The following is a 22567-nucleotide window of genomic DNA, read 5'->3' as shown; positions in this document are numbered from 1 at the left end:
GCAGTCTAAGCCGGCTATTTCACGAGGCGGTTCATCTCGGCCGCGTCGAAGGCCTCGTTGCGCTGTGCATCGTCGGGCACGCAGTCGCCCACCGGACGGCCGGCCTGCGTGGACAGTTTGCAGACCGCGTTCCACAACAGCGTGATCTGGTGCTCATGGCCCGAAGCGCTGTCGATGAGACCGCGCATGGCCATGGCCACCGGGTCGTCGCCCTGGGTCACGCCATAGGCGGAGAAGCCCATCTTGGCGGCGGCCTCCTCGCGGGCCTGGTCGCTCTCGGCCTCGATGATGCGGGCCGGGTTGCCCACCGCTGTGGCGCCAGCAGGCACGGGTTTGGTGACGACGGCGCCCGAGCCGATGCGCGCACCGGCCCCGACCGTGAAGCCGCCCAGCACACTGGCATTGGCGCCGACGATGACGCCCGGGCCCAGCGTCGGATGACGCTTGGCGCCCTTGACGAGTGAGGTGCCGCCCAGCGTCACGCCCTGGTAGATGGTGCAGCCCTCGCCGATCTCGGCCATCTCGCCGATGACGATGCCCATGCCATGGTCGATGAAGACCTTGCGGCCGATGCGTGCGCCGGGGTGGATCTCGATGCCCGTCAGCCAGCGGCCCCAGTGCGAGGTCCAGCGGCCCAGCCACTTGAAGCCGCGCTGCCAGAACCAGTGGGCGCGGCGGTGCATCCACAACGCATGCAGACCCGGGTAACAGGTCAGCACCTCCCACGTCGACCTTGCGGCCGGATCGCGTTCGAGGATCAGGGCGATGTCTTCGCGCAGGCGTTGAAACATGGCGCGGAGTCTAGGAGTCCTGGCTTGGGCCTGCCGGGACTGAGGTCTTCTGCATCTGCCGCGCGATGCCGCGCAGGATGTGGATCTCTTCGTTCGTCAGGGCGGCCCGGTTGAAAAGCTGGTTCAGCCGTGGCATCAGCTTCCGGGGCGCCCCCGGGTCGAGGTAGCCGATGTCGATCAGTGCAGCCTGCAGATGCTCCAGCAGGCCCTGCACGGCGCGCGCATCGGCGAGTTCGGGATCGGGCGTGCGGGCCTGCACGCCGAAGCCGCCCACGGCCTGACGCAGGTCATAGGCCAGCAGCTGCACAGCCTGGGCCAGGTTCAAGGAGCCGTAGTCAGGATGGGTCGGGATGCTGAGCACCGCATGGCAGCGGTAGACGTCCTCGTTGCTCATGCCATAGCGCTCGGAGCCGAACACCAGGGCCAGCCTCGGCGCGGCCTCGCGGGCGGCCAGCTCGGCGAACAGGGAGCGCGGCTCGCGCGTCGGCGGGCCGAAGTCGCGTGGCGTCATGGCGGTGGCGCAGGCGAAGTCGACCTCGTCCAGGGCTTCGGCCAGGGTCTCGACGACACGGGCGCGGGCCAGGATGTCGGCAGCGCCGCTGGCCATGGCCACGGCCTCCTCATGGCAGAGCACATCGGGGAAGCGCGGCGCCACCAGCACGAGATCCTTGAATCCCATCACCTTCATCGCCCGCGCCGTGGCGCCGACGTTGCCGGCATGGCTGGTGTTGATCAGAACGAAGCGTGTGGATTCCACGGGTTACTACGGGGGCTGCGGCTAGAATCTGGCGATTATCCGGGGCGTCTTAGGGCGCCCCGCCGCTCTTTCCCCCTGTCAGCCCCTTCTTCCCAGCGAGTGCCACGCATGCTGCAAACGTCTCACCATCCCATGCTCAATGTCGCCATCAAGGCGGCACGTGCGGCCGGCGCCATCATCAATCGCGCCTCGCTGGATCTCGAAGCTCTGCGCATCAACACCAAGAGCCCGAACGACTTCGTGACCGAGGTCGACCACGCCGCAGAAGGGGTGATCATCGAGACGCTGCTGGGCGCCTACCCGGACCATGGCATCCTCGCCGAAGAGTCGGGCCGCACCCACGGCGCCAAGCATTCCGAATACGTCTGGATCATCGATCCGCTGGACGGCACCACCAACTTCATCCATGGCCTGCCGGTCTATTGCGTGTCCATCGCACTGGCCCACCGCGGCGTCGTCCAGCAGGCCGTCGTCTTCGACCCGACCCGCAACGACCTCTTCTACGCCACCAAGGGCCGCGGCGCCTTCCTGAACGACCGCCGCCTGCGCGTGTCCAAGCGCACCCGCATGAGCGACGCGCTGATCGGCACCGGCTTCCCCTTCCGCCGCGGCGACAACTTCAAGCGCTACGTGAAGATGTTCGAGGAAGTCATGCAGCACTGCGCCGGCCTGCGCCGCCCGGGCGCTGCCGCCCTGGACCTCTGCTATGTGGCCGCCGGCTATTACGACGCCTTCTTCGAGACCGGCCTGCAGCCCTGGGACCTGGCGGCCGGCTCGCTGATCGTCACCGAGGCCGGTGGCCTGATCGGCAACTTCACCGGCGAATCCGACTTCCTGCACCAGCGCGAAGTGGTCTGCGGCAACCCCAAGATCTACGCCCAGCTCGTCACCATGCTGGCACCCTACACCCGCGTCATCAAGGAAGAAGACGCCGCCGCGCCGGCAGCCCCGGTCGTCGAGGTGGTGCCGGCCGCGGCCGCGCCGAAGAAGCGCGCTCCGGTGCGCATCAAGAAGGACGCCAGCGACGACGCGCCGGTCTGAGGCCCGCCTGATCCCCGAAACAAGCCCTCTCGCGAGGGCTTTTTCGTTGGATGGACGTGAAGGAGTTGGCGCTAGCGCTATCTACGGGCTAACCCGGCCATTCGTGTGTGACTTCTGCACGGCCATACCCCTTACCCAAGGGAGGGTAGCTGGACAGAATGCGTGCTGCAACGCGGTCACAAGCCGCTTCATCCAGACCACCCAACTTCACCGAAAGACGCCTCCGATGTTTGCCCGTTCCGCTGTCGCCCTCGCCCTCGTCGCCGCTGCTTCCCTGGCTCACGCCGATGCCAAGGTCCTGAAGAAGGTCGCCCCCGAGTACCCCAGCGAAGCTGTCAAGAAGAACATCAGCGCCGGCAGCGTCCGCGCCAAGATGACCATCGCCGGCGACGGCAAGGTCTCCAACGTCGAAGTCGTGGAAGCCGAACCCAAGCGCGTGTTCGACCGCGCCGCCACCGAAGCCCTGAGCCAGTGGAAGTTCGAAGGCACGGGCGCCGCCCAGACCCACGAAGTCAAGCTGGTGTTCAAGTCGGAAGACTGATTAGACGCTTCGATAACTCGAAGCTTCGCTGAATCAACAAGGCCCGCATCGCGGGCCTTGTTCGTTTATGGCTTCGCCCGCGGCGGCACGCGGGTGTCCAAGGGCTTGGGCGTGAACCCAGGCTCGAACTTGCAGGTCGCCCCCAGCGCCGCCCTCGCCTTCTCGCAGCCCGCCGCCACGCCCTCGGCCGTCGGCTTCTTCCCCTGCGTCGCCCAGGCCGACAAGGCTTCCATCAGCGCCGCATAGGTCGGGTCGCTGAGATAGCTGTGGTCGCGGTCACCGGTGTAGGTCTGCACCAGGGCCGCCTCGCGCCCGGCCGCCGCCATGGCGCGGCCGAAGCTGTCTTGCAACTCAACCACGGCGGTCGGGTCGTGGATGGCATGCACCGTCAGCACCGGCACCGGGATGCGCCCGCTCAGGTCGGCATCCGCTGCCAAGGTGGCCACGGCCTTGGCATCGGCCGTGTAGCGCAGCACCCCCGCATTCAGCGCCGCGTCATCCGCCGAACCGGCGTAGACCACGCCCGCATTGCCGAAGGGGCTGGCGCCGCCGGTGCGCTTCTGGACGACATCCTGGAAATGCCAGGTCGCCCAATTCAGATGCGAAGCGATGCTGCGCTCCGGGATGTGGATGACATCAACCAGGGTCTTCACCTTGGCTGCCTGCTCGGCCGAACGCTGGGCCGCCGGCTTGTCCAGCCCCAGGCAGTCGTCGACACGCCGCGCCAGTTCATGCTGGGTCAGCTTGGCATCCGTCGGCAAGCCGATATTGAGCGGGTACTGCGTCTCGGTGGGCAGCGGGTGGTTGTGGCAGAGGTATTGGTAGACGACGCGCAGGTCGAGACGGAAGTCGTAGCTGCGCGTGCCCCCGCCCAGCACGCCGGCCGTCAGCAGCACCGCGTCGTAGGGCCGGCCCTCGGTGAAGAGCTCCGCCCCCTTGGCCGCCACGCTGGCGCCCCAGGACTGGCCATGCAGCCACACATGCTTCGGTCTCGCCACCTTGTCGATGAAGAGCTGCCTCAACCTCTCGGTGTCCTCGGCGGCAGCGGTCACCGCCACCCCGCCCTGGCGGTAGCTGGACGCCGCCCAGGCATAGCCCAGGCGGGGCATGACCGACCAGCGCTCCAGGTCTTCAGCCACGCGCTTGGCCGTCGGCGCGCCGAGGAAGGGGCCACCATGGGAATGCAGCACCAGGTCGCCGTTCCAGGCCTTGGGCATGGCGATCAGATAGAAGGCACCGGCACTGTCCCGCCCCGCCAGGCAGGTCGTGCCTTCGCCGACGTTCTGCGGGCACGCCGTCGACACGGGCGGGATCTCGGCCGCGGTGTCGAAAGCCGCGGCGGGAGACAAGCCCGCCGCCAGCAGCATCCCTGCCCCCGCCCACTTCATCGTCGTCTTCATCTCGCTGTCTTTCTGCTCAGAAACTGTGTCGCACGCCGGCCTCGACGCCGCTGCTGTTGCCGCCCGGCTGCGTCGGCGCGATGCCCACATTGAAGCGTACGCCCGCCGCCTTGTTGTCGATGCGCGCGACGTTGGCATACAGCGCCGTGCGCTTGGACAGGTCATGCACCCAGCCCAGCGCGAGATGGGTCGCGTCGCTGGCCACGTTCTTCGCGTCCAGCGTCGTGTAGGCGAAACGAATCTCGTCCTGCACGCCGACCTGCCATTGCCCGCCGATCATGCGCGCCGTCGTCCTGGTGACGCCGACCTTGTTCTGGCCCCACAGGCCCATCAGCTTGACCGGCCCGATCTGCCAGGCTGCGCCGACATTGCTCTGCGTGTAGTCGCCCGTCGCATAGCGCGTCTTCGACGTGGCCGCCGAGACATTGAAGGCCTCGTTGCGCCAGCCGATGCGGATGCCCGTCAGCTCGCCGTCCTTGTGCGTCGGGCCATCGCCCTGCTCGCCCAGGGCCAGCATCAGATGGGCATAGACGCCGCCCAGGCCCGCGGGCAGGAAGTAGCCGATGGAGTTGGACGCCCGCACATTGGTGCGCGCCGTCGTACCGTTGGCGGCCACCGGGTAGTACATCAGGCCCGAGCTGCCGACGCCGTTGGTGCCGAAGGGATGCATGGTCGTGGTCAGGTTGCCGAAGGACGGCACGTAGTCGCGGCCCAGGCGCAGTTCGCCCCAATCGCCCGAAACCTGCACCGTCGCGCGCCGCCCCCAGGTGAGGCCGCCGCTGACCGAATCCTTGTTGTTGCTGCTGGTGGCGCCGCTGGTGCCGTCGTCCACGGCCACTGCCGACTCCAGCCAGAAGCCGACCTTGAGCCCGCCGCCCAGGTCTTCCGTGCCGCGCACGCCGACGCGGCTGGACGTGTTGCCGTCGCTGTTGACCAGCCAGCGCTTGCCCACGCCATCGGCCTTCAGGTATTGCGCCCCGATGTCCAGCAGGCCAAACAGCTGCACGCTGCTGGTCTGCTGGGCCTGAACGCTCGCTGCCGCGGCGGTCAGGGCGAGAAAAGCCACCCTCGAAATTCTTGTCTTCATCTTTGTCTCCTGGTCTTTGTGTTGTGGCAGATCGGAATCCGGGCCGGACCTTAGTGACGCGACCTCATAGCGTCAAATACAGTAAACACCTCGACAGAAGACTTAATAAATATGGAGACAACATGGAGCTGCGCCATCTGCGCTACTTCGTGACCGTGGCCGAGACGGGCCACATGACACGAGCCGCGGCCCTGCTCGGCATGCAGCAGCCGCCGCTGAGCCAGCAGATCAAGGCGCTGGAGCAGGAGCTCGGCCTGGTGCTGCTGCACCGTCATCCCAAGGGGGTGAGCCTGACCGACGGTGGCCGCCAGTTCCTCGAGGAGGCCAAGCGCCTGCTGCGCGACTTCACGGACATGCGCGACCGCATGGCGCGACTGGCCAGCGGTCAGCATGGCGTGCTGACCATCGGCTTCACCAGCTCGGCCGCCGCGCACGCCTTCACGCCGGCGGTGTTGCGCGCCTGCCGCAGCGAGCAGCCCGGCATCGCGCTGACCATGACCGAGGACAACGCCGCCGGGCTGACCGAGGCGATTGCCAAGGGCAAGCTGCATTGCGGCTTCCTGCGCGTGCCGGTGGCCCAGCCCGAGGGCGTCGGCTTCGAGACCCTGTTGACGGAGCCGGCCCTGCTGGCCTTGCCGCTGGACCACCGTCTGGCCTCGGTGCCACGCGCATCGACCACGCCCGTACCTCTGGGCGAGTTGGAAAACCAGGACCTCATCCTCGTGCGCCGTCCGGGCGCGCCCGGCCTCTATGCCAACCTGCTGGCCCTGTGCGAACGCCACGGCGTGCGACCACGCAGCTTCATCGAGGTCGACCGCATGACGATGAACCTCAACCTCGTCGCTGCCGGCGCCGGCATCTCGGTCGTACCGGCCTCGATGCGGGGCATGCATGCCCACTCCATCGTCTGCCGGCCGCTGGAGAAGCATGCCCAGCTCGAAGCCCCGCTGACGCTGGCCTACCGCAGCCACGACCAGGCCGGCCCGACGGGCACCTTCCTTGCGCTGGCGCGCCGCATCGCCCAGACCCATCGCGATGCATAGGCGCGCGCTGCTGGCGAGCGCCGGCGCCGCCCTGTGCTCACCGGCCTGGAGTGCCGACGAGCCCTGGCCGTCGCGGCCCATCCATCTCGTCGTGGCCTACCCTCCCGGCGGCGTCAGCGACGACACGGCGCGCGGCCTGGCGCATTTCATGAGCGCGCGGCTGAAGGTGCCGGTCCTCGTCGAGAGCCGTGCGGGTGCTGGCGGCCTGGTCGCGCTGGAGGCGCTGGCGCACACCGCGCCTGACGGCTATACGCTGGCCTATTGCGCCATCTCACCCCTGGTCTTTGCGCCCGCCGCGGCGCCCTCGCAGCCGACGGGGCGCGGCAGCGAGGCCCTGCTGCACGACATCACGCCGGTGGTCAGCCTGATGGACACGCCGGTGCTGGTGCTGGCCCATCCCTCGTTCAAGCCCGCCAACTTCGCCGCCATGCTGGCCGCCGCGCGGGCCGCGCCGGGCAAGCTGCGCTGGGCCACCTCCGGCCAGGCCACGGTCGGCCACATGGTGCTGGCGCAGATCCGCAGCGCGGCCGGTGTGGCCATCACCCACATACCCTACAAGGGCGGCGGCCAGCAGCTGACCGACGCCCTGGCCGGCCAGTTCGAACTGCTGTCGTCCAACGTCGCCGCGCAGCAGCTGCAATACGTGCAGCGCGGCCTGCTGAAGCCGCTGGCCATCGGCTCGCCGACGCGGCTGCCGGTGCTGCCCGACGTGCCGACGCTGGCCGAACTGGGCTTCCCGGAGGCCAACCTGGTCTCCACCTTCGGCCTGTTCGCACCGCGCGGCGTGCCACCGGAGCGGCTGCGCCTGATCAATGCGGTCGTCAACGAAGCCCTGCGCCAGCCCGACATCCGCGCCAGGATTCTGGACGTCAGCAACCTGCCGACGGGCGGCAGTGCGGCCGACTTTGCGGCGCGCATCGCCAAGGAGAGGGAGCGGGCGCTGCGGGTACCGGCCGACTAGATAATGCGCGGCTCGATGAAAGCCGATTCCGCCGCCCCCGACCTCGCTCCTCACACGCCCATGATGGCCCAGTACCTGGGTTTGAAGGCGGACTTCCCGGACACCCTGCTGCTGTACCGGATGGGCGATTTCTACGAAGTCTTCTACGACGACGCCCGCAAGTGCAATGCGCTGCTGGACATCACGCTGACCCAGCGCGGCCAGAGCGCCGGCCAGCCCGTCATCATGGCCGGCGTGCCGGTGCATGCGCTGGAAAGCTATCTCGCCAAGCTGATCAAGCTGGGCGAGGCGGTCGCCATCGCCGAGCAGGTGGGCGAAGTCGGCGCGAGCAAGGGCCCCGTCGAGCGCAAGGTGGTGCGCGTCGTCACGCCGGGCACTATCACCGATACGGAGCTGCTGGCCGACAAGCAGGACGCCGTGCTGCTGTCGGTCTCCGGGCATGGCCGACGCCATGGCCTAGCCTGGCTGTCGCTGACCCAGGGCGAAATCGGCCTGGCCGAATGCAGCGACATCGAGCTGCCGGCCTGGCTGGCGCGGCTGATGCCCGCCGAGATCCTGGTCAACCGCGAGCAGCAGCCGGCCGGCGTCATGAAGGCTCGCTTCCCGGTGACGAACCGGCCGGCATGGCAGTTCGACGCTGCCTTAGGTCAGCGCAAGCTCAGCGAGCAACTGGGCGTGGCCAATCTGCAGGGCTTCAACGCCCATGAGCTGACCCTGGCCCACGCCGCCGGCAGCGCCCTGCTGGCCTTTGCCGAGCACACCCAGGGCCGGGCCCTGGCCCATGTGCGTTCGCTGCGCGTGCAGCGCGCCAGCGAACTGCTCGATCTGCCACCCGCCACCCAGCGCAATCTGGAGCTGGTGCAGACCCTGCGCGGCGAGACCAGCCCGACGCTGTTCTCGCTGATCGACAGCTGCAAGAGCGGCATGGGCAGCCGCACGCTGCGCCAATGGCTGCTGCATCCCAAGCGGGACCGCGCCGAGGCCATCTCCCGCCACAACGCGATTGCCGCCCTGCATGCCGAGGGCTTCGAGCCGCTGCGCGAGGCATTGAAGTCGGTCAGCGACGTCGAGCGCATCTCCGCCCGCATCGCCCTGCGCCAGGTGCGCCCGCGCGAGCTGACCGGCCTGCGCGCCACGCTGCAGGCCCTGCCCGCCCTGCGTGCCACGACGCCCGCTGCGCTGCGCGATGCGAGCATGAACCCGCCGTCCGACGTGCTGGAACTGCTGGAACGTGCCATCGCGCTGGAGCCGGCAGTGCTGGCCCGGGACGGCGGTGTCATCGCCGACGGCTTCGATGCCGACCTGGACGAGCTGCGCGGCATCCAGCAGAACTGCGACGGCTTCCTGCTCGACCTGGAGACGCGAGAGCGCGCCCGCACCGGCATCGCCAATCTGCGCGTGCAGTTCAACCGCGTGCACGGCTTCTACATCGAGGTCACCCAGGGCCAAGTCGACAAGGTGCCGATGGACTATCAGCGCCGCCAGACGTTGAAGAACGCCGAGCGCTACATCACGCCCGAGCTCAAGGCCTTCGAGGACAAGGCCCTGTCCGCCAACGAGCGCGCGCTGTCGCGCGAGAAGCTGCTCTACGAGCAGGTCATCGATGCGCTGATCACGCGGCTGGAACCGCTGACGGCCCTGGGCCGAACGCTGGCGGGCCTGGATGCCCTCGCGGCCCTGGCAGAGCGCGCCATCACGCTGAACTGGTGCCGGCCCGAGTTCGTCAGCCAGCCCTGCCTGGAAATCGAAGCCGGCCGCCACCCCGTCGTGCAGGCACGCCTGGCCGAAACCGGCGGTGCCGAGTTCATGCCCAACGACTGCCGGTTGGACGCGCGCACCCGCATGCTGGTCATCACCGGCCCCAACATGGGCGGCAAGAGCACCTTCATGCGCCAGGTGGCGCTGATCGCGCTGCTGGCCGCCATCGGCAGCTATGTGCCCGCCACCAGCTGCCGCCTCGGGCCCATGGACGCCATCCACACCCGCATCGGCGCGGCCGACGACCTGGCCAACGCCCAGTCCACCTTCATGCTGGAAATGACCGAAGGCGCGGCCATCCTGCACTCGGCGACCGACCAGTCCCTGGTGCTGATGGACGAGATCGGGCGGGGAACGTCGACCTTCGATGGCCTGGCGCTGGCCTCGGCCATCGCCAGCCATCTGCACGACAAGACGCGCGCCTTCACGCTGTTCGCCACCCACTACTTCGAGCTGACCGAGTTCCCGGCCAAGCATTCGATGGCGCAGAACTGGCATGTGTCCGCTGTCGAAAGCGGCGAGGACATCGTCTTCCTGCACGAACTGCAAGCCGGCCCTGCCAGCCGCAGCTATGGCGTGCAGGTCGCCAAGCTGGCCGGCATGCCCGCCAGCCTGGTGCGCCAGGCGCGCGCGACGCTGGAGGCGCTGGAGGCACGCCAGAACGCGGCCGACGACCAGTTCGATCTCTTCGCCGCCCCGCCCGCGCCGCCGCCCCTGCCCGAACCCAGCGAGCTGCTGCAGGCCCTGGCCAAGGTCGACCCCGACGCGATGTCGCCGCGCGACGCCCTGGAAGCGCTCTACCAGCTCAAGCGCATCGCGAACAACGGTTGAGTCGCATGATGCAGCGCCGCGCAGTCCTGGCCCTGCTGTCCTCGGCCGCCCTGGCCCCCGCGCGCGCCGCGCAGCCGCTGCGCCTCACCATCCCGCAGCTGGCGCCCAGCGCTCACGAGCACTCCCGCTATTTCCCGCAGCTGCTGCGGCTGGCGCTGGAGAAGACGCGCGCCAGCGACGGTCCCTTCGAGATCCAGCACTACGACGAGGCCATGAGCGGCCCACGCCAGTTCGCCGAGCTGAAGAACAACGGTGCCCTCAACCTGATCTGGGACGGCACCGACGCCAAGCGCGAGGCCGAATTGCTGCCGGTCCGCATCTCGCTGCTGCGCGAGCTCAACGACTACCGCGTCTTCCTGATCCGCAAGGGCGACCAGGGGCGCTTCCGGGCCGTGCGCACGTTGGCCGATCTGCGCCAACTCGCCGCCGGCGCCGGCGACGGCTGGCCCTCGACCGCCGTGCTGCGCGCCAACGGCCTGCCGGTGGTCACGTCCATCAGCTACGAACAGCTGTTCGCGATGCTGAGCGGCAAGCGCTTCGACTACATGCCGCGCGGCGTCTACGAAGCCTGGTTCGAGCAGTCCCAGCACAGCGGTCTCGCCATAGAGAACAGCCTATTCCTGCACTACCGCGTGCCCTTCTATTTCTTCGTGAGCCGCAAGAACCCGACCCTGGCCGATCGCGTCGAGCGCGGCCTGCGCGCCGCCATGGCCGACGGCAGTTTTGACAGCCTGTTCCACAGCATTCCCAGCTTCAGGCGCAGCTTGGACGAGATCCATGCCGGCAGGCGCCGCGTGATTGAACTGCAGCTGCCGCAGGACTGAGCCGTCTGGAGGCGGCACTCCAAAACTGCTGGGCACTGCGCAGGCACACTGCGGGCCCATGAAGAAAACGCTGGTCTTCTCCCACGCCAACAGCTACCCCGCTGGCTGCTACCGCGTGCTGTTCGAACGCTGGCGTGCCGCCGGCTGGCGTGTCGAGGCGTTGGACCGCTTCGGCCACGACCCGCGCTTCCCGGTCACCGGCGACTGGCGCCAGTTGCGCAACCAGTTGCTGGATTTCATCGATACCGAGGTTAGACCGAATGGCCAGGTCGCCCTGGTCGGCCACTCCCTGGGCGGCATGCTGAGCCTGATGGCCACCTGCCGCCGACCGGATTTGGTCAGCCGCCTGGTCATGCTGGACTCGCCCGTCGTCTCCGGCATGAAAGCCGCCGCCGTCGCCCTGGCCAAGACGACCGGGCTGATCCACCGCTACGGCCCGTCCAAGATCGCCCGCGAGCGCCGCGATGTCTGGCCGGACCGCGACGCCGTCCACAAGCATTTTTCGGCCAAGAAGATCTTTGCCCGCTGGGACCCACGGGTGCTGGCCGACTACATCGCCGCCGGCTTCGAGGAGGGCGGCGACGGCCAGGTCAGGCTGCGCTTCACCCGCGAGGTCGAAGCCCACATCTACCGCACCCTGCCCCACCACCTGCCACTGCTGCTGCGCCTGCGCCCGCCGCAATGCCCGGTGGCCTTCGTCGGCGGCACGCGCTCGGCAGAACTGCGTCAGGCCGGTGCGGCGGCATCCAAGAAGCTGGTCGGTGAGAACTGGCGCTGGATGGAGGGCTCCCACCTCTTCCCCTTCGAGAAACCCGACGCAACCGCGGAATTGGTGCTGGAACTGCTCGCATGAGCAGCCGCGACGGCCCGCGGGCCGAGCGCCGGGCCGCTCCCTAGCCGGCCCGCGGGCGATGTGCTTGCGGCTCAATGCCGCAAGCATCGCCGTGCCCTCGGGGGACCGTTTGGGCACGTTCGCGTTCAGCGAAACGGGACCAGACGAGGGGCCTCAGTCCATGCTCCCGTACAATCGGAATTTCCCACCTCAGCAGGCTGTTCTGGCCTGCTGCAAGACATGACCAAATACGTCTTCGTCACCGGCGGTGTGGTGTCCTCCTTGGGCAAGGGCATCGCGTCGGCCTCCCTGGCTGCCATCCTCGAATCGCGCGGCCTCAAAGTCACCCTCATCAAGCTGGACCCCTACATCAACGTCGACCCCGGCACGATGTCGCCCTTCCAGCACGGTGAAGTCTTCGTCACCGACGACGGCGCCGAAACCGACCTCGACCTGGGCCACTACGAGCGCTTCATCACCACGCGGATGAAGAAGGCCAACAACTTCACCACCGGGCAGATCTACATGTCCGTGCTGGAGAAGGAACGTCGCGGCGACTATCTCGGCAAGACGGTGCAGGTGATCCCGCACATCACCAACGAGATGCAGGAGTTCATCCGGCGCGGCGCCGGCCAGGGCACGCCCGAGGCCGTGGACGTGGCCATCGTCGAGATCGGCGGCACGGTGGGCGACATCGAGTCGCTGCCCTTCCTCGAAGCCGCGCGCCAGATGAGCCTGAAGGCCGGCCCGAACAACGTCGCCTTCGTGCACCTGACCTATGTGCCCTGGATCGCCGCCGCCGGCGAGCTGAAGACCAAGCCCACCCAGCACACGGTGCAGAAACTGCGCGAGATCGGCATCCAGCCCGACGCGCTGCTGTGCCGCGCCGACCGCCGCATTCCCGACGACGAGCGCGAGAAAATCTCGCTGTTCACGAACGTGCCCGAGTACGGCGTGATCTCGATGTGGGACGTCAACACCATCTACAAGGTGCCGCGCGTGCTGCACGAGCAGGGCCTGGACCAGCTGATCTGCACCAAGCTGCAGCTCAACACCAAGAGCGCCGACCTGAAGCGTTGGGACAACCTCGTGTTCGAGGTCGAGAACCCCAAGGAACAGATCACCATCGCCATGTGCGGCAAGTACACCGACCTGTCGGACTCGTACAAGTCGCTCAACGAGGCCCTGCGCCACGCCGGCATCCACAACCACTCGGGCGTCAAGATCGAGTACGTGGACAGCGAGACGCTGACGCCCGAGACGGTGGGCAGCCTCAGCGCCTACGACGCCATCCTCGTGCCCGGCGGCTTCGGCAAGCGCGGTGTGGAAGGCAAGATCCTGGCCGCCCAGTACGCCCGCGAGCACAAGGTGCCTTACCTGGGCATCTGCCTGGGCATGCAGGTCGCCACCATCGAGTACGCCCGCCACATGGCCGGCCTGGAAGGCGCCAACTCCACCGAGTTCGAGCCCAACACGCCGCACCCCGTCATCGCCCTGATCGACGAGTGGCAGGACGCCGACGGCAGCATCCAGAAGCGCGACGCCAATTCCGACCTCGGCGGCACCATGCGCCTGGGCGCCCAGAGCTCCGACGTCAAGGCCGGCACGCTGGCCCATGACATCTACGGCCCGGTCGTCAACGAGCGCCACCGCCACCGCTACGAGGCCAACGAGCATTACCTGGACCGCCTCACCAAGGCCGGTCTGGTCATCTCGGCCATCACCCAGCGCGAGAAGCTGACCGAGATGGTCGAGCTGCCGCGCGAGGTGCACCCCTGGTTCGTCGGCGTGCAGTTCCACCCCGAGTTCAAGTCCACGCCCTGGGGCGGTCACCCGCTGTTCACGGCCTTCATCAAGGCGGCGCTGGACCACAAACACAAGCAATGAGCCCCTCGCCCAGTCTTGCGCCGGCTGCACGCCGGCAATCCTGGTCGGTCCCCCGCGGGGACGGCGATGCTCACGGCGTCGAGCCGCGAGCACATCGCCAGCGCGGGCCGGCTAGGGAGCGGCCCGTCGCTCGGCCCGCAAGACCCGGTTTCATGCCCCGCGAATGCGGTGCTAGAGAAATGGACAACTGAAATGAAGCTCTGCGGATACGACGTCGGCCTCGACAAGCCCTTCTTTCTGATCGCCGGTACCTGCTCCATCGAGAGCCTGCAGATGTCGCTCGACGTCGCCGGCCTGCTGAAGGAGGCCTGCACGACCTTCGGCATTCCGCTGATCTACAAGGGTTCCTTCGACAAGGCCAACCGCTCCTCGGGCACCACCAAGCGTGGCCTGGGCATGGACGCCGGCCTGAAGATCCTCGACGAGGTGCGCCGCCAGACCGGCCTGCCGGTGCTGACGGATGTGCATGACAACTCGCAGGTGGCCGAGGTCGCCAGCGTCGTCGACGTGCTGCAGACACCCGCCTTCCTGTGCCGCCAGACCGACTTCATCCGCGCCGTCGCGCAATCGGGCAAGCCGGTCAACATCAAGAAGGGCCAGTTCCTCGCGCCCTGGGACATGAAGAACGTCATCGACAAGGCCCGCGCCGCCGCGCGCGAGGTGGGCCTGTCCGAAGACCTCTTCCTGGCCTGCGAGCGCGGTGTCAGCTTCGGCTACAACAACCTGGTTGCCGACATGACCAGCCTGGCCGAGATGCGCAACACCGGCGCGCCGGTGGTGTTTGACGTGACCCACTCGGTGCAGAAGCCCGGCGGCCAGGGCACTTCCAGCGGCGGTGCCCGCGAGATGGTGCCGGTGCTGGCCCGTGCCGGCGTCGGCGTGGGCGTGGCGGGCCTCTTCATGGAGACCCACCCCAACCCGGCCGAGGCCTTCAGTGATGGCCCCAATGCCGTGCCGCTCAAGCACATGAAGACGCTGCTGGAGCAGCTTGTCGCGCTGGATCGCGTCGTCAAGAAGCAACCCCTCCTAGAGAACGACTTCAGCTGCTGATCAAGCAACCACCCATCAGCGTGGAGCGGGCCGAGCGCTGGGCCGCTCCCGAGCCGGCCCGCATCTCCTCGGGAGATCGGGTGCGGTACTCCGCAACCGAGAGGCTCACATGACTGCCGCCTACATCCTCGCCAACGTCAAGGTCACGAATCCTGAGCAATACGAGGACTACCGGCGCCTCTCGACGCTGGCCATGAAGGAGCACGGCGCCGAGGTGCTGGTGCGCGGCGGCAAGACCACCGTGCTCGAAGGCGACTGGGCGCCCGAACGCGTTGTGCTGCTGAAGTTCCCGACGCCAGAAGCGGCGCAGGCCTTCTACGACTCGCCCGAGTACGGCGCGGCACGGCAGGCCCGCGAGGGCATCGCCGTGATGCGCATGGTGTTGATCGAAGGCGTCTGAGCGGCGTGGCCATCGTCGCACTGCTGCTGGGTGCGCTGTTCGGCGGCCTGGCGTCCGAGAACCTGGTCGGCGCCCTGCTCGGCGCTGCCGTCGGCTGGCTGGGCTGGCGCCAGATGCAACTGGGCCAGCGCGTCGCCAACCTGGAAGAACGGCTGAAGACACGGGCACCGGCGCCGCCGGCGGTGGCGCCCCAGTCCGTTTCACCGCCGGTGGCATCACCCCAGCCCCTTACATCACCCGTGCAGGCGACTGTGAGCGCGCCAGTGATCGCATCGCAGCCGGCTGAAGTGCCGACCGTGCCGCTGCCGCTCGCCGCCGAAGCGCCCACCGCGGCGCCGGCACCGAAGCCCAAGCCGCCACCGGCCCCGCCGCCCGCGCCGCGTCGCCCCATCCCCATGCCCGCCTGGGCCCAGCGCATCGCGGCGGCCAACACCATCGTCAAGGTCGGGCTGGCCATGCTCTTCCTCGGCCTGGTCTTCCTGGCCCGCTTTGCGGCGGAGAACATCACCGTGCCGCTGGAGGTGCGCCTGGCCGGCATAGCCGCCACCGGCATCGCGCTGCTGGTGGTGGGCTGGCGCTTGCGGCTGCGTTCACGGGCCTATGGCCTGCTGCTGCAGGGCGGCGGCGTCGCCGTCGTCTATCTGACGCTGTTTGCCGCCGTGAAGCTGGCTGGCCTGGAACCGCTGGCGTTAGTCTTCGTGCTGATGCTGGCGGTCTCGCTGCTGGCCGCCTTGCTGGCCGTGCGCCAGGACGCTCAGGCCCTCGCCGTCGTCGGCGCCCTGGGTGGCTATGCCACGCCGCTGCTGCTGTCCACCGGCGGCGGCGCCATCGCCGTGCTGCTGGGCTACTACTTCGTGCTCGGCCTCGGCGTGGCCCTGGTGGCCTGGTTCAGGCATTGGCCGCGGCTCAACCTGATCGCCTTCGGCTTCACCGCCGGGGTCGCCAGCGCCTGGGCCGCGCAGAGCTACACGCCGGCCGACTACGCAACGGCCCAGGGCTGGCTGATCGCCTTCTGGGCCCTCTTCACCGCCGTGCTGCTGATGCCCGGCCGCCGCGCCCAAGAGCCCGAGCTGTGGCTGCAGTCGACGCTGCTGTTCGGCACGCCGGCGCTCGGCGCGGCCATGCAATACCTGCTGATGCGCCCGGACTCCATGGCCATCGCGCTGGCCGCGCTGCTGATCGGCGCGTTCTACGTCGGCCTCGCGGCCTGGGCCCGCAAGCGCACGGCCCATGCCCGCATCTTCGAGGCCCTGCTGGCCCTGGGCGCGGTCTTCGGCACGCTGGTCATCCCATTCGCCCTCAGTGCCGAAGCCACTGCCGGCGCCTGGGCGCTGGAGGGCCTGGGCGCCGTCTGGCTGGGCCTGCGCCAGCGCCGCGACCGCGTGCTGCTGAGCGGCCTGGCCCTGATGGCCCTGGGCGGGCTGACGCTGACGAGGTCGCTGTCGATGGACATCGGTGGCCTGCACGCGGCCACGCAACTGCTGAACGCGCTGCTGATCGCCGCAGCGGGTCTGGGTGGCGCACGCTGCTTCGGTCTGGACGAGCGCCGGCCCGTGCATGCCATCGCTGCGTTTGTGCTGGTCGGCTGGGCCACGGTCTGGCTTGCCGTGGCCGCCGCCGTCGCGCTGACCCGTTGGGTGCCCGACGAACAGGTCTGGGCCGTCGGCGTGGCGCTGCTGGCTGGCGCCAGTGCCTTGCTGCTCGGCCTGCAGGCGCTGTGGCGCTGGCCGACCGTTGCCTGGCCGACGGCGCTGCTGATGCCCGCCTGGGCGCTGCTGGGCGCGGCCGGCAGCGTCCTGCATGGCGCACCGTTGTCCGAGGGCGGCTGGTGGGCCCTGCCGCTGGCCTGGGCCGCCCAGGCCTGGGTGCTGCAACGCACGGCGCCGCACTGGCCCGAACCCCTGCGCTACGCCACGCACGCCGGCAGCCTGCTCGCGTTCGCACTGCTTGGCGCATTGCAGGGCCGGCACTGGACGGCCGACCTCGGCAATATCGATGGCGATGGCGGCAGCGCCTGGGGCTGGCTGGGCTGGCTGGCCGTGCCGGCCCTGCTGCTGGCCGCCGTGCTGCGCCAGCAGCGCCGCGCACCGGTGCTGCAGGCCTGGCCGCTGCGCCTGGCACCGCCGGCCTACGCGCAGATCGGCGCCGGCGTGCTGAGCCTGGCGCTGGCGGCCTGGGTGTTGATCGCCAACTGGTCCAGCCCCGGCAATGCCCAGCCCCTGCCTTACATCCCGGTGCTGAACCCGCTGGACCTCGGCATCGCCGCGGCCCTGCTGGCCGTCGTCGCCTGGCTGCGCAGCCCGGCCGCCGCTGCTGTCGGCCTGCGACCCACCGTGCTGGCCGTGCCGGCGGTCCTGGCCTTCCTGTGGCTCAACGGCATGCTGATCCGCTGCTTCCATCATTGGGGCGATGTGCCCTATCACGTCGACGGCTGGCTGGCCTCGCGCGGCGTGCAGACCGGCCTGGCCCTGCTGTGGAGCGCCCTGGCCCTGGTGCTGATGCTGTGGGGCACGCGCCGCCAGCAACGCATGCCCTGGCTGGCCGGCGCCGTGCTTCTGGGCGCCGTCGTGCTGAAGCTGATGCTGTTCGACCTGCAGGGCAGCGGCACCGTGCTGCGCATCGTCTCCTTCATTGGCGTGGGCGTGCTGATGCTGGTCATCGGCTATGTCGCCCCTCTACCCGGTTCGGCGGGCTCTACACACGATGAGAAACAAAAGCCTTCTTGAGCTGCTGTTGCTGCTGGCCGCCACTTCGGCCGCAGCCACGCCGCACCGCGCCCCGCTCCAGGTCACCCAGCCCGCGCCCTTCCTGACGTTGGATGCCACGGCCGAAGCCTGGCAGCACAGCCTGGGCAGCGACCTGCACGACTGGCAGCTGCTGGACGCCCAGGGCCGTCGCGTGCCCTTCGCACTGCTGCCGGACGAGCTGCTCGCCACGCCCGAGCGCGAGCTGAAACTGGCCGCGCTGCCGCCCGCGCCCACCACCGCCGCGTCGGCGCCGCCCAGCCGCCTGCCCGCGGGATGGTTGCTGGACCTGGGCGAGCCGGCCCAATGGCTTGCCGAGCCGCGCCAGTTGCGGCTGCGCTGGCCCGCCGAAGCCGCCCCCTTCCGGGCCGGTTACCGGCTGGAAACCAGCAGCGACCTGCAAGCCTGGCAAACGCTGGGAACGGGACAGCTGCTCGGCCTGCGCACGACCGAAGGCGCGCCGCTGGCCCAACCGCTGGTGCCTCTGGTCGGTCGTCCCCAGCGCTATCTGCGCCTGGTCTGGGACGACGCCACCCGCGCCGTCCAGCCTGAAGCCGCGACCCTGCTGGCCCAGCCCGCCGGCATGGCGCCCCAGCAGCAGTTGCGCAGCGCCCCGCTGCCAGCGCCCGATGCCGAGGGCGGCTGGGTCATTCCTCTCGGCGGCCCGCAGCCCTTGCTGAGCCTCGCGCTCGCCGGCAAGCAGGGCACCTGGGTGCTGCCTGTGCAGGTGCAGACGCGCTCCGGCGCCAAATCGCCGTGGCAGACCGTGGCCCGCAGCGTCTTCTACCGCGTGGATCGCGGCGCGGCGCCGGCCGATACCGCGCCTTCGCTGCCACTGAACATCGGCGCCAGCGAACTGCGGCTGCTCCCGCCGCGCGGCACCGCTCTGCCGCCCGCCGACAGCCTGCGCCTGGACTGGACGGTGCGCGTCACCCACATCGTCTGGGCTGCCCAGGGCGAGCCGCCCTTCAGCCTGCAGGTGGGTGCGGTGGCGGCCGAAGCCGGCCCGCGCTCGCTGGCTGACGTGGTGCCGGACTGGTCACGCGAGCAGGCCCGGCTGGGCCGCGCCCAGCTCGGCGCCTTCACGCCCGAGGCCACGGCGGTGAAGGAAGAACCCGCCGTGCCGCCCCGCCGCCTGCTGCTGTGGGCCGTGCTCGGCGTGGGCGTCGTGCTGCTGGCGGCCGTCACCTGGCGACTGTGGCGCCAGGGGCCGACGCAGACCAGCACTTAAACTCCCGCCCCAATTGCTGCCGCTTGTTGTGACACGGTAACGCCCGCTTGGCACACTTTCGCCGCCCGAATTTTTCACTTCCTGGAGACACTGAATGAGCGCCATCGTTGACATCGTCGGCCGAGAAATCCTCGACAGCCGCGGCAATCCCACCGTCGAATGCGACGTGCTGCTGGAGTCCGGCGTCATGGGCCGTGCGGCCGTGCCGTCGGGTGCGTCCACCGGTTCGCGTGAAGCCATCGAGCTGCGCGACGGCGACAAGGGCCGCTACCTGGGCAAAGGCGTGCTGAAGGCCGTCGAGCACATCAACACCGAGATCTCCGAGGCCGTGCTCGGCCTGGACGCCTCCGAGCAGGCCTTCCTGGACAAGACCCTGATCGACCTGGACGGCACCGAGAACAAGAGCCGCCTGGGCGCCAACGCCATGCTGGCCGTGTCGATGGCCGTGGCCCGCGCCGCCGCTGAAGAGTCCGGCCTGCCGCTGTACCGCTACTTCGGCGGCATGAACGGCTGCCAGCTGCCCGTGCCGATGATGAACGTCATCAACGGTGGCGCCCACGCCAACAACAGCCTGGACCTGCAGGAACTGATGATCGTCCCCGTGGGCGCGCCGAGCTTCCGCGAAGCCCTGCGCTGGGGTGCCGAGGTCTTCCACGCGCTGAAGAAGATCCTGCACGACAAGCACATCTCCACCGCCGTCGGCGACGAAGGCGGCTTCGCGCCCAGCGTCGAGAGCCATGAGGCCGCCATCCAGATGATCCTGCAGGCCATCGACAAGGCCGGCTACCGCGCCGGCGACCAGATCGCCATCGCCCTGGACTGCGCCGCCAGCGAGTTCTACAAGGACGGCAAGTACGTGCTCGAAGGCGAAGGCGGCATCCAGCTGACCTCGGCCGAATGGACCGACATGCTGGCCACCTGGGTGGACAAGTACCCCATCATCTCCATCGAGGACGGCATGGCCGAAGGCGACTGGGACGGCTGGAAGATCCTGACCGACCGCCTGGGCAAGAACGTGCAGATCGTTGGCGACGACCTCTTCGTCACCAACACCAAGATCCTGCAGCAGGGCATCGAGAAGGGCATCGCCAACTCCATCCTGATCAAGATCAACCAGATCGGCACGCTGACCGAGACCTTCGCCGCCATCGAGATGGCCAAGCGCGCCGGCTACACCGCCGTCGTGTCGCATCGCTCGGGCGAGACCGAAGACAGCACCATCTCCGACATCGCCGTCGGCCTGAACGCTGGCCAGATCAAGACCGGCTCGCTGTCGCGCTCGGACCGCATGGCCAAGTACAACCAGCTGCTGCGCATCGAAGAAGACCTGGGTGACGTCGCTGTCTACCCCGGCCGTGCTGCCTTCTACAACCTCAAGTAAATCTTGAAGGTTCTTGCCGCGGTCCTGGCGCTCTTTCTGATCGCCATCCAAGCCCAGCTCTGGGTGGGCCGGGGCAGCATTCCGCACGTTGCTCAGCTCCGGGAGGAGCTGAGCCGTGCTCAGGCCGACAACGAGAAGGCCCGGGCACGCAACGCCCAGCTGCAGGCTGAACTGCGCGATCTGCGCGAAGGCCTGGAGATGGTCGAGGAGAAGGCCCGCTACGAGCTGGGCATGATCAAGTCCGACGAAGTCTTCGTGCCGCTGGCTCCAGCGGCGGCCTCGTCCATCAAACGCTGATGTTCGCCACTGCTTGGGCGGCGCTGCTGGCGCCGGCCTTTTCAGCTTTCGGCAGCCCGATCTCCTGGCTGGAGTTGGTCGCGTTCGTGCTGGCCGTCTGGATGGTGGTCTGCAATATGCGCGTTCATCTGCTGGCCTGGCCGCTCGCCCTGGTCAGCTCGCTGATGTATTTCGCGCTGTTCCTGGATGGCAAGCTCTACGGTGAGGCCGGGCTGCAGCTGCTGTTCGCGGCGCTGGCCCTGTGGGGCTGGTGGCAATGGCGCTTCGGGCGCACGCGCGAAGGCGAGGTGCTGAAGGTGAGGCGACTGGGCCTGCATGGGCTGCTGCGGCCCGTGTTGCTGACGCTGGCGGCGTGGCCCCTGCTTGGCCTCTTCCTGGCCAAGGTCACCGACAGCCCCCTGCCCTACTGGGATGCCTTCCCGACTGTCGCCAGCCTGCTCGGCCAATGGCTTCTGGCCCGCAAGTACGAGGAGAACTGGCCGACCTGGATCGTCGTCAACACGGTCAGCGTCGTGTTGTTCGGCCTCAAGGGCTACTGGCTGACCGTCATCCTCTACGCCGGCTTCATCCCGATGAGCGTCATCGGCTGGCGCGCCTGGAGACGAGCTTGAGCCGCCTGGTGACGCTGCTCGGTGCGGAATGCACCGGCAAGTCCACGCTGGCGCCCGCGCTGGCGCGGCACTTCAACGCCGGCCTCGTCACCGAATACCTGCGCGAATGGTGCGCCGCCCACGGACGCACGCCGCAACAGCACGAGCAGGCCCATATCGCCGCCGAGCAGGCCGCGCGCATCGAGGCCGCGGCGAAGCAGCACGAGCTGGTGATCTGCGACACCACGCCGCTGATCACCGCCCTGTGCAGCCAGCATTACTTCAATGACGACGCACTGCTGGATGGCGCCCTCGCCTTCCAGCGCCGCTGCCATCTGACCCTGCTGTGCGCGCCTGACCTGCCGTGGGAGGCCGATGGCTTTCTGCGCGACGGACCTGAGGTGCGGGCGCGCTTTGACGCCCGCCTGCGCTCGGCCCTGACCGCCCACGGCTTGCCCTGGCTCGATATCCACGGCGTGGCGCAGGCGGAGCGGCTGGCGCAGGCCGTACGCGCCGTGGACGCCTTGCGGGCCCGAAGCGGCTGAACCGTCTCACTGGGCGCGAAGCTGCGACAGCGCGTCGACGGAACGATTGACGGCGCGGTCCAGCGTCGCGGCCAGTGGCGTCCCTGCGTGCTCGGCCGAGATCGCCGACAGCTTGGCCGCAAAGCCCAGATGCAGCTCGGCAAACCAGTTGGGATGCGGATCGGGCTCGGGCACCGGCGGCCAGTGGATGGGCCACTTGATCTTGCGCGGCTGCGTCGGGCACCAGTCGTCCAGGTCCTGGGCCATGGTCTTCCAGGCCAGTCCCAGCCTGTCGCTGACGAAGGCCATGTGGGCGAACTCCTGCGCCAGCGCGGCACCGACCAGTTCGGGCGGGCCGGGCGGCAGCGGCTGGGGATTCAGCGCCACCGCGCTGACGCGGTCCTGCAGTGACAGGCCCTGGGGCCCGCGCGGGATGACGTCGAAGATGGCCGGCAGGCGGCGGCCGATGAGGGCTAGCAAACGTTGGTCGGAGGTCATGTCTCACTCCAGTGGCCGGCATGGAAGACGGCGATGCCGGGGCGCCTCCTAACAAGCTAGTCCACTGGACCGGAAACACCATCGTATGGACGGGGGACG

General features: G+C 68.8%; 21 protein-coding genes. 16 read left to right on the top strand and 5 right to left on the bottom strand.

Annotated features, from left to right (window positions below; genetic code table 11):
* Positions 1 to 14: 14 nt before the first annotated feature.
* Both cysE and ACS5PN_RS02745 read right to left on the bottom strand, forming a co-directional pair.
* Positions 15 to 791 (bottom strand): serine O-acetyltransferase, encoded by a 777-nt coding sequence (gene cysE / locus ACS5PN_RS02750; protein ID WP_439462411.1) that lies wholly within the window; start codon positions 789 to 791, stop codon positions 15 to 17.
* A 10-nt stretch (positions 792 to 801) separates the two neighbouring features.
* The gene (locus ACS5PN_RS02745) at positions 802 to 1548 is read right to left on the bottom strand and encodes an RNA methyltransferase (protein WP_439462410.1); all 747 of its coding nucleotides are present in this window, start codon (positions 1546 to 1548) and stop codon (positions 802 to 804) included.
* Between the two features lie 108 nt (positions 1549 to 1656).
* Between ACS5PN_RS02745 and ACS5PN_RS02740 the strand changes: the two genes are divergently transcribed.
* Entirely contained in the window at positions 1657 to 2589 is a 933-nt protein-coding gene (locus ACS5PN_RS02740; RefSeq protein WP_439462409.1) for an inositol monophosphatase family protein, read from the top strand.
* A 226-nt stretch (positions 2590 to 2815) separates the two neighbouring features.
* Positions 2816 to 3130, top strand: coding sequence for an energy transducer TonB (locus ACS5PN_RS02735; protein WP_439462408.1), 315 nt, complete (start codon positions 2816 to 2818; stop codon positions 3128 to 3130).
* 65 nt (positions 3131 to 3195) lie between these two features.
* Here ACS5PN_RS02735 and ACS5PN_RS02730 read toward each other — a convergent pair whose 3' ends face one another.
* Entirely contained in the window at positions 3196 to 4530 is a 1335-nt protein-coding gene (locus ACS5PN_RS02730) for a hypothetical protein (RefSeq protein WP_439462407.1), read from the bottom strand.
* A gap of 16 nt (positions 4531 to 4546) precedes the next feature.
* Complete coding sequence (locus ACS5PN_RS02725; RefSeq protein ID WP_439462406.1) at positions 4547 to 5617, bottom strand: porin; 1071 nt, start codon at positions 5615 to 5617, stop codon at positions 4547 to 4549.
* 122 nt (positions 5618 to 5739) lie between these two features.
* On the opposite strand from ACS5PN_RS02725, the gene ACS5PN_RS02720 reads away from it, so the two are divergent.
* The 14 genes from ACS5PN_RS02720 (at position 5740) to ACS5PN_RS02655 (ending at position 21991) form a co-directional block, all read left to right on the top strand.
* Positions 5740 to 6660 (top strand): LysR family transcriptional regulator, encoded by a 921-nt coding sequence (locus ACS5PN_RS02720; protein ID WP_439462405.1) that lies wholly within the window; start codon positions 5740 to 5742, stop codon positions 6658 to 6660.
* A complete protein-coding gene (locus ACS5PN_RS02715) occupies positions 6653 to 7621 on the top strand; it encodes a Bug family tripartite tricarboxylate transporter substrate binding protein (protein WP_439462404.1) in 969 nt (322 codons plus the stop codon). The genes ACS5PN_RS02720 and ACS5PN_RS02715 overlap by 8 nt, the downstream gene beginning before the upstream one ends.
* 15 nt (positions 7622 to 7636) lie before the next feature.
* Positions 7637 to 10210 carry a DNA mismatch repair protein MutS gene (gene mutS, locus ACS5PN_RS02710; protein ID WP_439462403.1) on the top strand — a complete coding sequence of 858 codons (2574 nt, stop codon included), beginning with the start codon at positions 7637 to 7639 and terminating at the stop codon, positions 10208 to 10210.
* A gap of 8 nt (positions 10211 to 10218) precedes the next feature.
* A complete protein-coding gene (locus ACS5PN_RS02705; protein ID WP_439462402.1) occupies positions 10219 to 11034 on the top strand; it encodes a substrate-binding periplasmic protein in 816 nt (271 codons plus the stop codon).
* 58 nt (positions 11035 to 11092) lie between these two features.
* On the top strand, positions 11093 to 11887 hold the full coding sequence (locus ACS5PN_RS02700) for an alpha/beta fold hydrolase (RefSeq protein WP_439462401.1): 795 nt from the start codon (positions 11093 to 11095) through the stop codon (positions 11885 to 11887).
* Positions 11888 to 12106: 219 nt separating this feature from the next.
* The gene (locus ACS5PN_RS02695) at positions 12107 to 13753 is read left to right on the top strand and encodes a CTP synthase (RefSeq protein ID WP_439462400.1); all 1647 of its coding nucleotides are present in this window, start codon (positions 12107 to 12109) and stop codon (positions 13751 to 13753) included.
* Between the two features lie 192 nt (positions 13754 to 13945).
* Entirely contained in the window at positions 13946 to 14803 is an 858-nt protein-coding gene (gene kdsA / locus ACS5PN_RS02690) for a 3-deoxy-8-phosphooctulonate synthase (RefSeq protein ID WP_439462399.1), read from the top strand.
* Positions 14804 to 14912: 109 nt separating this feature from the next.
* Complete coding sequence (locus tag ACS5PN_RS02685; protein ID WP_439462398.1) at positions 14913 to 15203, top strand: DUF1330 domain-containing protein; 291 nt, start codon at positions 14913 to 14915, stop codon at positions 15201 to 15203.
* A gap of 5 nt (positions 15204 to 15208) precedes the next feature.
* Positions 15209 to 17929 carry a DUF2339 domain-containing protein gene (locus ACS5PN_RS02680; RefSeq protein ID WP_439462397.1) on the top strand — a complete coding sequence of 907 codons (2721 nt, stop codon included), beginning with the start codon at positions 15209 to 15211 and terminating at the stop codon, positions 17927 to 17929.
* The gene (locus ACS5PN_RS02675; protein ID WP_439462396.1) at positions 17907 to 19178 is read left to right on the top strand and encodes a DUF3999 family protein; all 1272 of its coding nucleotides are present in this window, start codon (positions 17907 to 17909) and stop codon (positions 19176 to 19178) included. The genes ACS5PN_RS02680 and ACS5PN_RS02675 overlap by 23 nt, the downstream gene beginning before the upstream one ends.
* Before the next feature lie 94 nt (positions 19179 to 19272).
* Positions 19273 to 20559, top strand: coding sequence for a phosphopyruvate hydratase (gene eno, locus ACS5PN_RS02670; protein WP_439462395.1), 1287 nt, complete (start codon positions 19273 to 19275; stop codon positions 20557 to 20559).
* A 3-nt stretch (positions 20560 to 20562) separates the two neighbouring features.
* Complete coding sequence (locus tag ACS5PN_RS02665) at positions 20563 to 20856, top strand: septum formation initiator family protein (RefSeq protein WP_439462394.1); 294 nt, start codon at positions 20563 to 20565, stop codon at positions 20854 to 20856.
* A complete protein-coding gene (gene pnuC / locus ACS5PN_RS02660) occupies positions 20856 to 21467 on the top strand; it encodes a nicotinamide riboside transporter PnuC (protein WP_439462393.1) in 612 nt (203 codons plus the stop codon). Before ACS5PN_RS02665 ends, pnuC begins: the two co-directional genes overlap by 1 nt.
* Complete coding sequence (locus tag ACS5PN_RS02655) at positions 21464 to 21991, top strand: AAA family ATPase (RefSeq protein WP_439462392.1); 528 nt, start codon at positions 21464 to 21466, stop codon at positions 21989 to 21991. Before pnuC ends, ACS5PN_RS02655 begins: the two co-directional genes overlap by 4 nt.
* A 6-nt stretch (positions 21992 to 21997) precedes the next feature.
* On the opposite strand, the gene ACS5PN_RS02650 is transcribed toward ACS5PN_RS02655, so the two are convergent.
* Complete coding sequence (locus tag ACS5PN_RS02650) at positions 21998 to 22468, bottom strand: hypothetical protein (RefSeq protein ID WP_439462391.1); 471 nt, start codon at positions 22466 to 22468, stop codon at positions 21998 to 22000.
* Between the last annotated feature and the right edge of the window lie 99 nt (positions 22469 to 22567).

Origin of the sequence: Roseateles sp. NT4, assembly GCF_051857475.1 — a bacterium.
Classification (GTDB): domain Bacteria; phylum Pseudomonadota; class Gammaproteobacteria; order Burkholderiales; family Burkholderiaceae_C; genus Pelomonas.
The sequence above is the reverse complement of the archived record's forward strand: the minus strand, read 5'-3'. Positions and strand labels throughout refer to the sequence as shown.

Coding starts and splice junctions, on each gene's coding strand:
- cysE (WP_439462411.1), bottom strand. CDS start 791: ATGTTTCAACGCCTGCGCGAAGACATCGCCCTGATCCTCGAACGCGAT.
- ACS5PN_RS02740 (WP_439462409.1), top strand. CDS start 1,657: ATGCTGCAAACGTCTCACCATCCCATGCTCAATGTCGCCATCAAGGCG.
- ACS5PN_RS02735 (WP_439462408.1), top strand. CDS start 2,816: ATGTTTGCCCGTTCCGCTGTCGCCCTCGCCCTCGTCGCCGCTGCTTCC.
- ACS5PN_RS02730 (WP_439462407.1), bottom strand. CDS start 4,530: ATGAAGACGACGATGAAGTGGGCGGGGGCAGGGATGCTGCTGGCGGCG.
- ACS5PN_RS02725 (WP_439462406.1), bottom strand. CDS start 5,617: ATGAAGACAAGAATTTCGAGGGTGGCTTTTCTCGCCCTGACCGCCGCG.
- ACS5PN_RS02720 (WP_439462405.1), top strand. CDS start 5,740: ATGGAGCTGCGCCATCTGCGCTACTTCGTGACCGTGGCCGAGACGGGC.
- ACS5PN_RS02715 (WP_439462404.1), top strand. CDS start 6,653: ATGCATAGGCGCGCGCTGCTGGCGAGCGCCGGCGCCGCCCTGTGCTCA.
- mutS (WP_439462403.1), top strand. CDS start 7,637: ATGAAAGCCGATTCCGCCGCCCCCGACCTCGCTCCTCACACGCCCATG.
- ACS5PN_RS02705 (WP_439462402.1), top strand. CDS start 10,219: ATGCAGCGCCGCGCAGTCCTGGCCCTGCTGTCCTCGGCCGCCCTGGCC.
- ACS5PN_RS02700 (WP_439462401.1), top strand. CDS start 11,093: ATGAAGAAAACGCTGGTCTTCTCCCACGCCAACAGCTACCCCGCTGGC.
- ACS5PN_RS02695 (WP_439462400.1), top strand. CDS start 12,107: ATGACCAAATACGTCTTCGTCACCGGCGGTGTGGTGTCCTCCTTGGGC.
- kdsA (WP_439462399.1), top strand. CDS start 13,946: ATGAAGCTCTGCGGATACGACGTCGGCCTCGACAAGCCCTTCTTTCTG.
- ACS5PN_RS02685 (WP_439462398.1), top strand. CDS start 14,913: ATGACTGCCGCCTACATCCTCGCCAACGTCAAGGTCACGAATCCTGAG.
- ACS5PN_RS02675 (WP_439462396.1), top strand. CDS start 17,907: ATGAGAAACAAAAGCCTTCTTGAGCTGCTGTTGCTGCTGGCCGCCACT.
- eno (WP_439462395.1), top strand. CDS start 19,273: ATGAGCGCCATCGTTGACATCGTCGGCCGAGAAATCCTCGACAGCCGC.
- pnuC (WP_439462393.1), top strand. CDS start 20,856: ATGTTCGCCACTGCTTGGGCGGCGCTGCTGGCGCCGGCCTTTTCAGCT.
- ACS5PN_RS02650 (WP_439462391.1), bottom strand. CDS start 22,468: ATGACCTCCGACCAACGTTTGCTAGCCCTCATCGGCCGCCGCCTGCCG.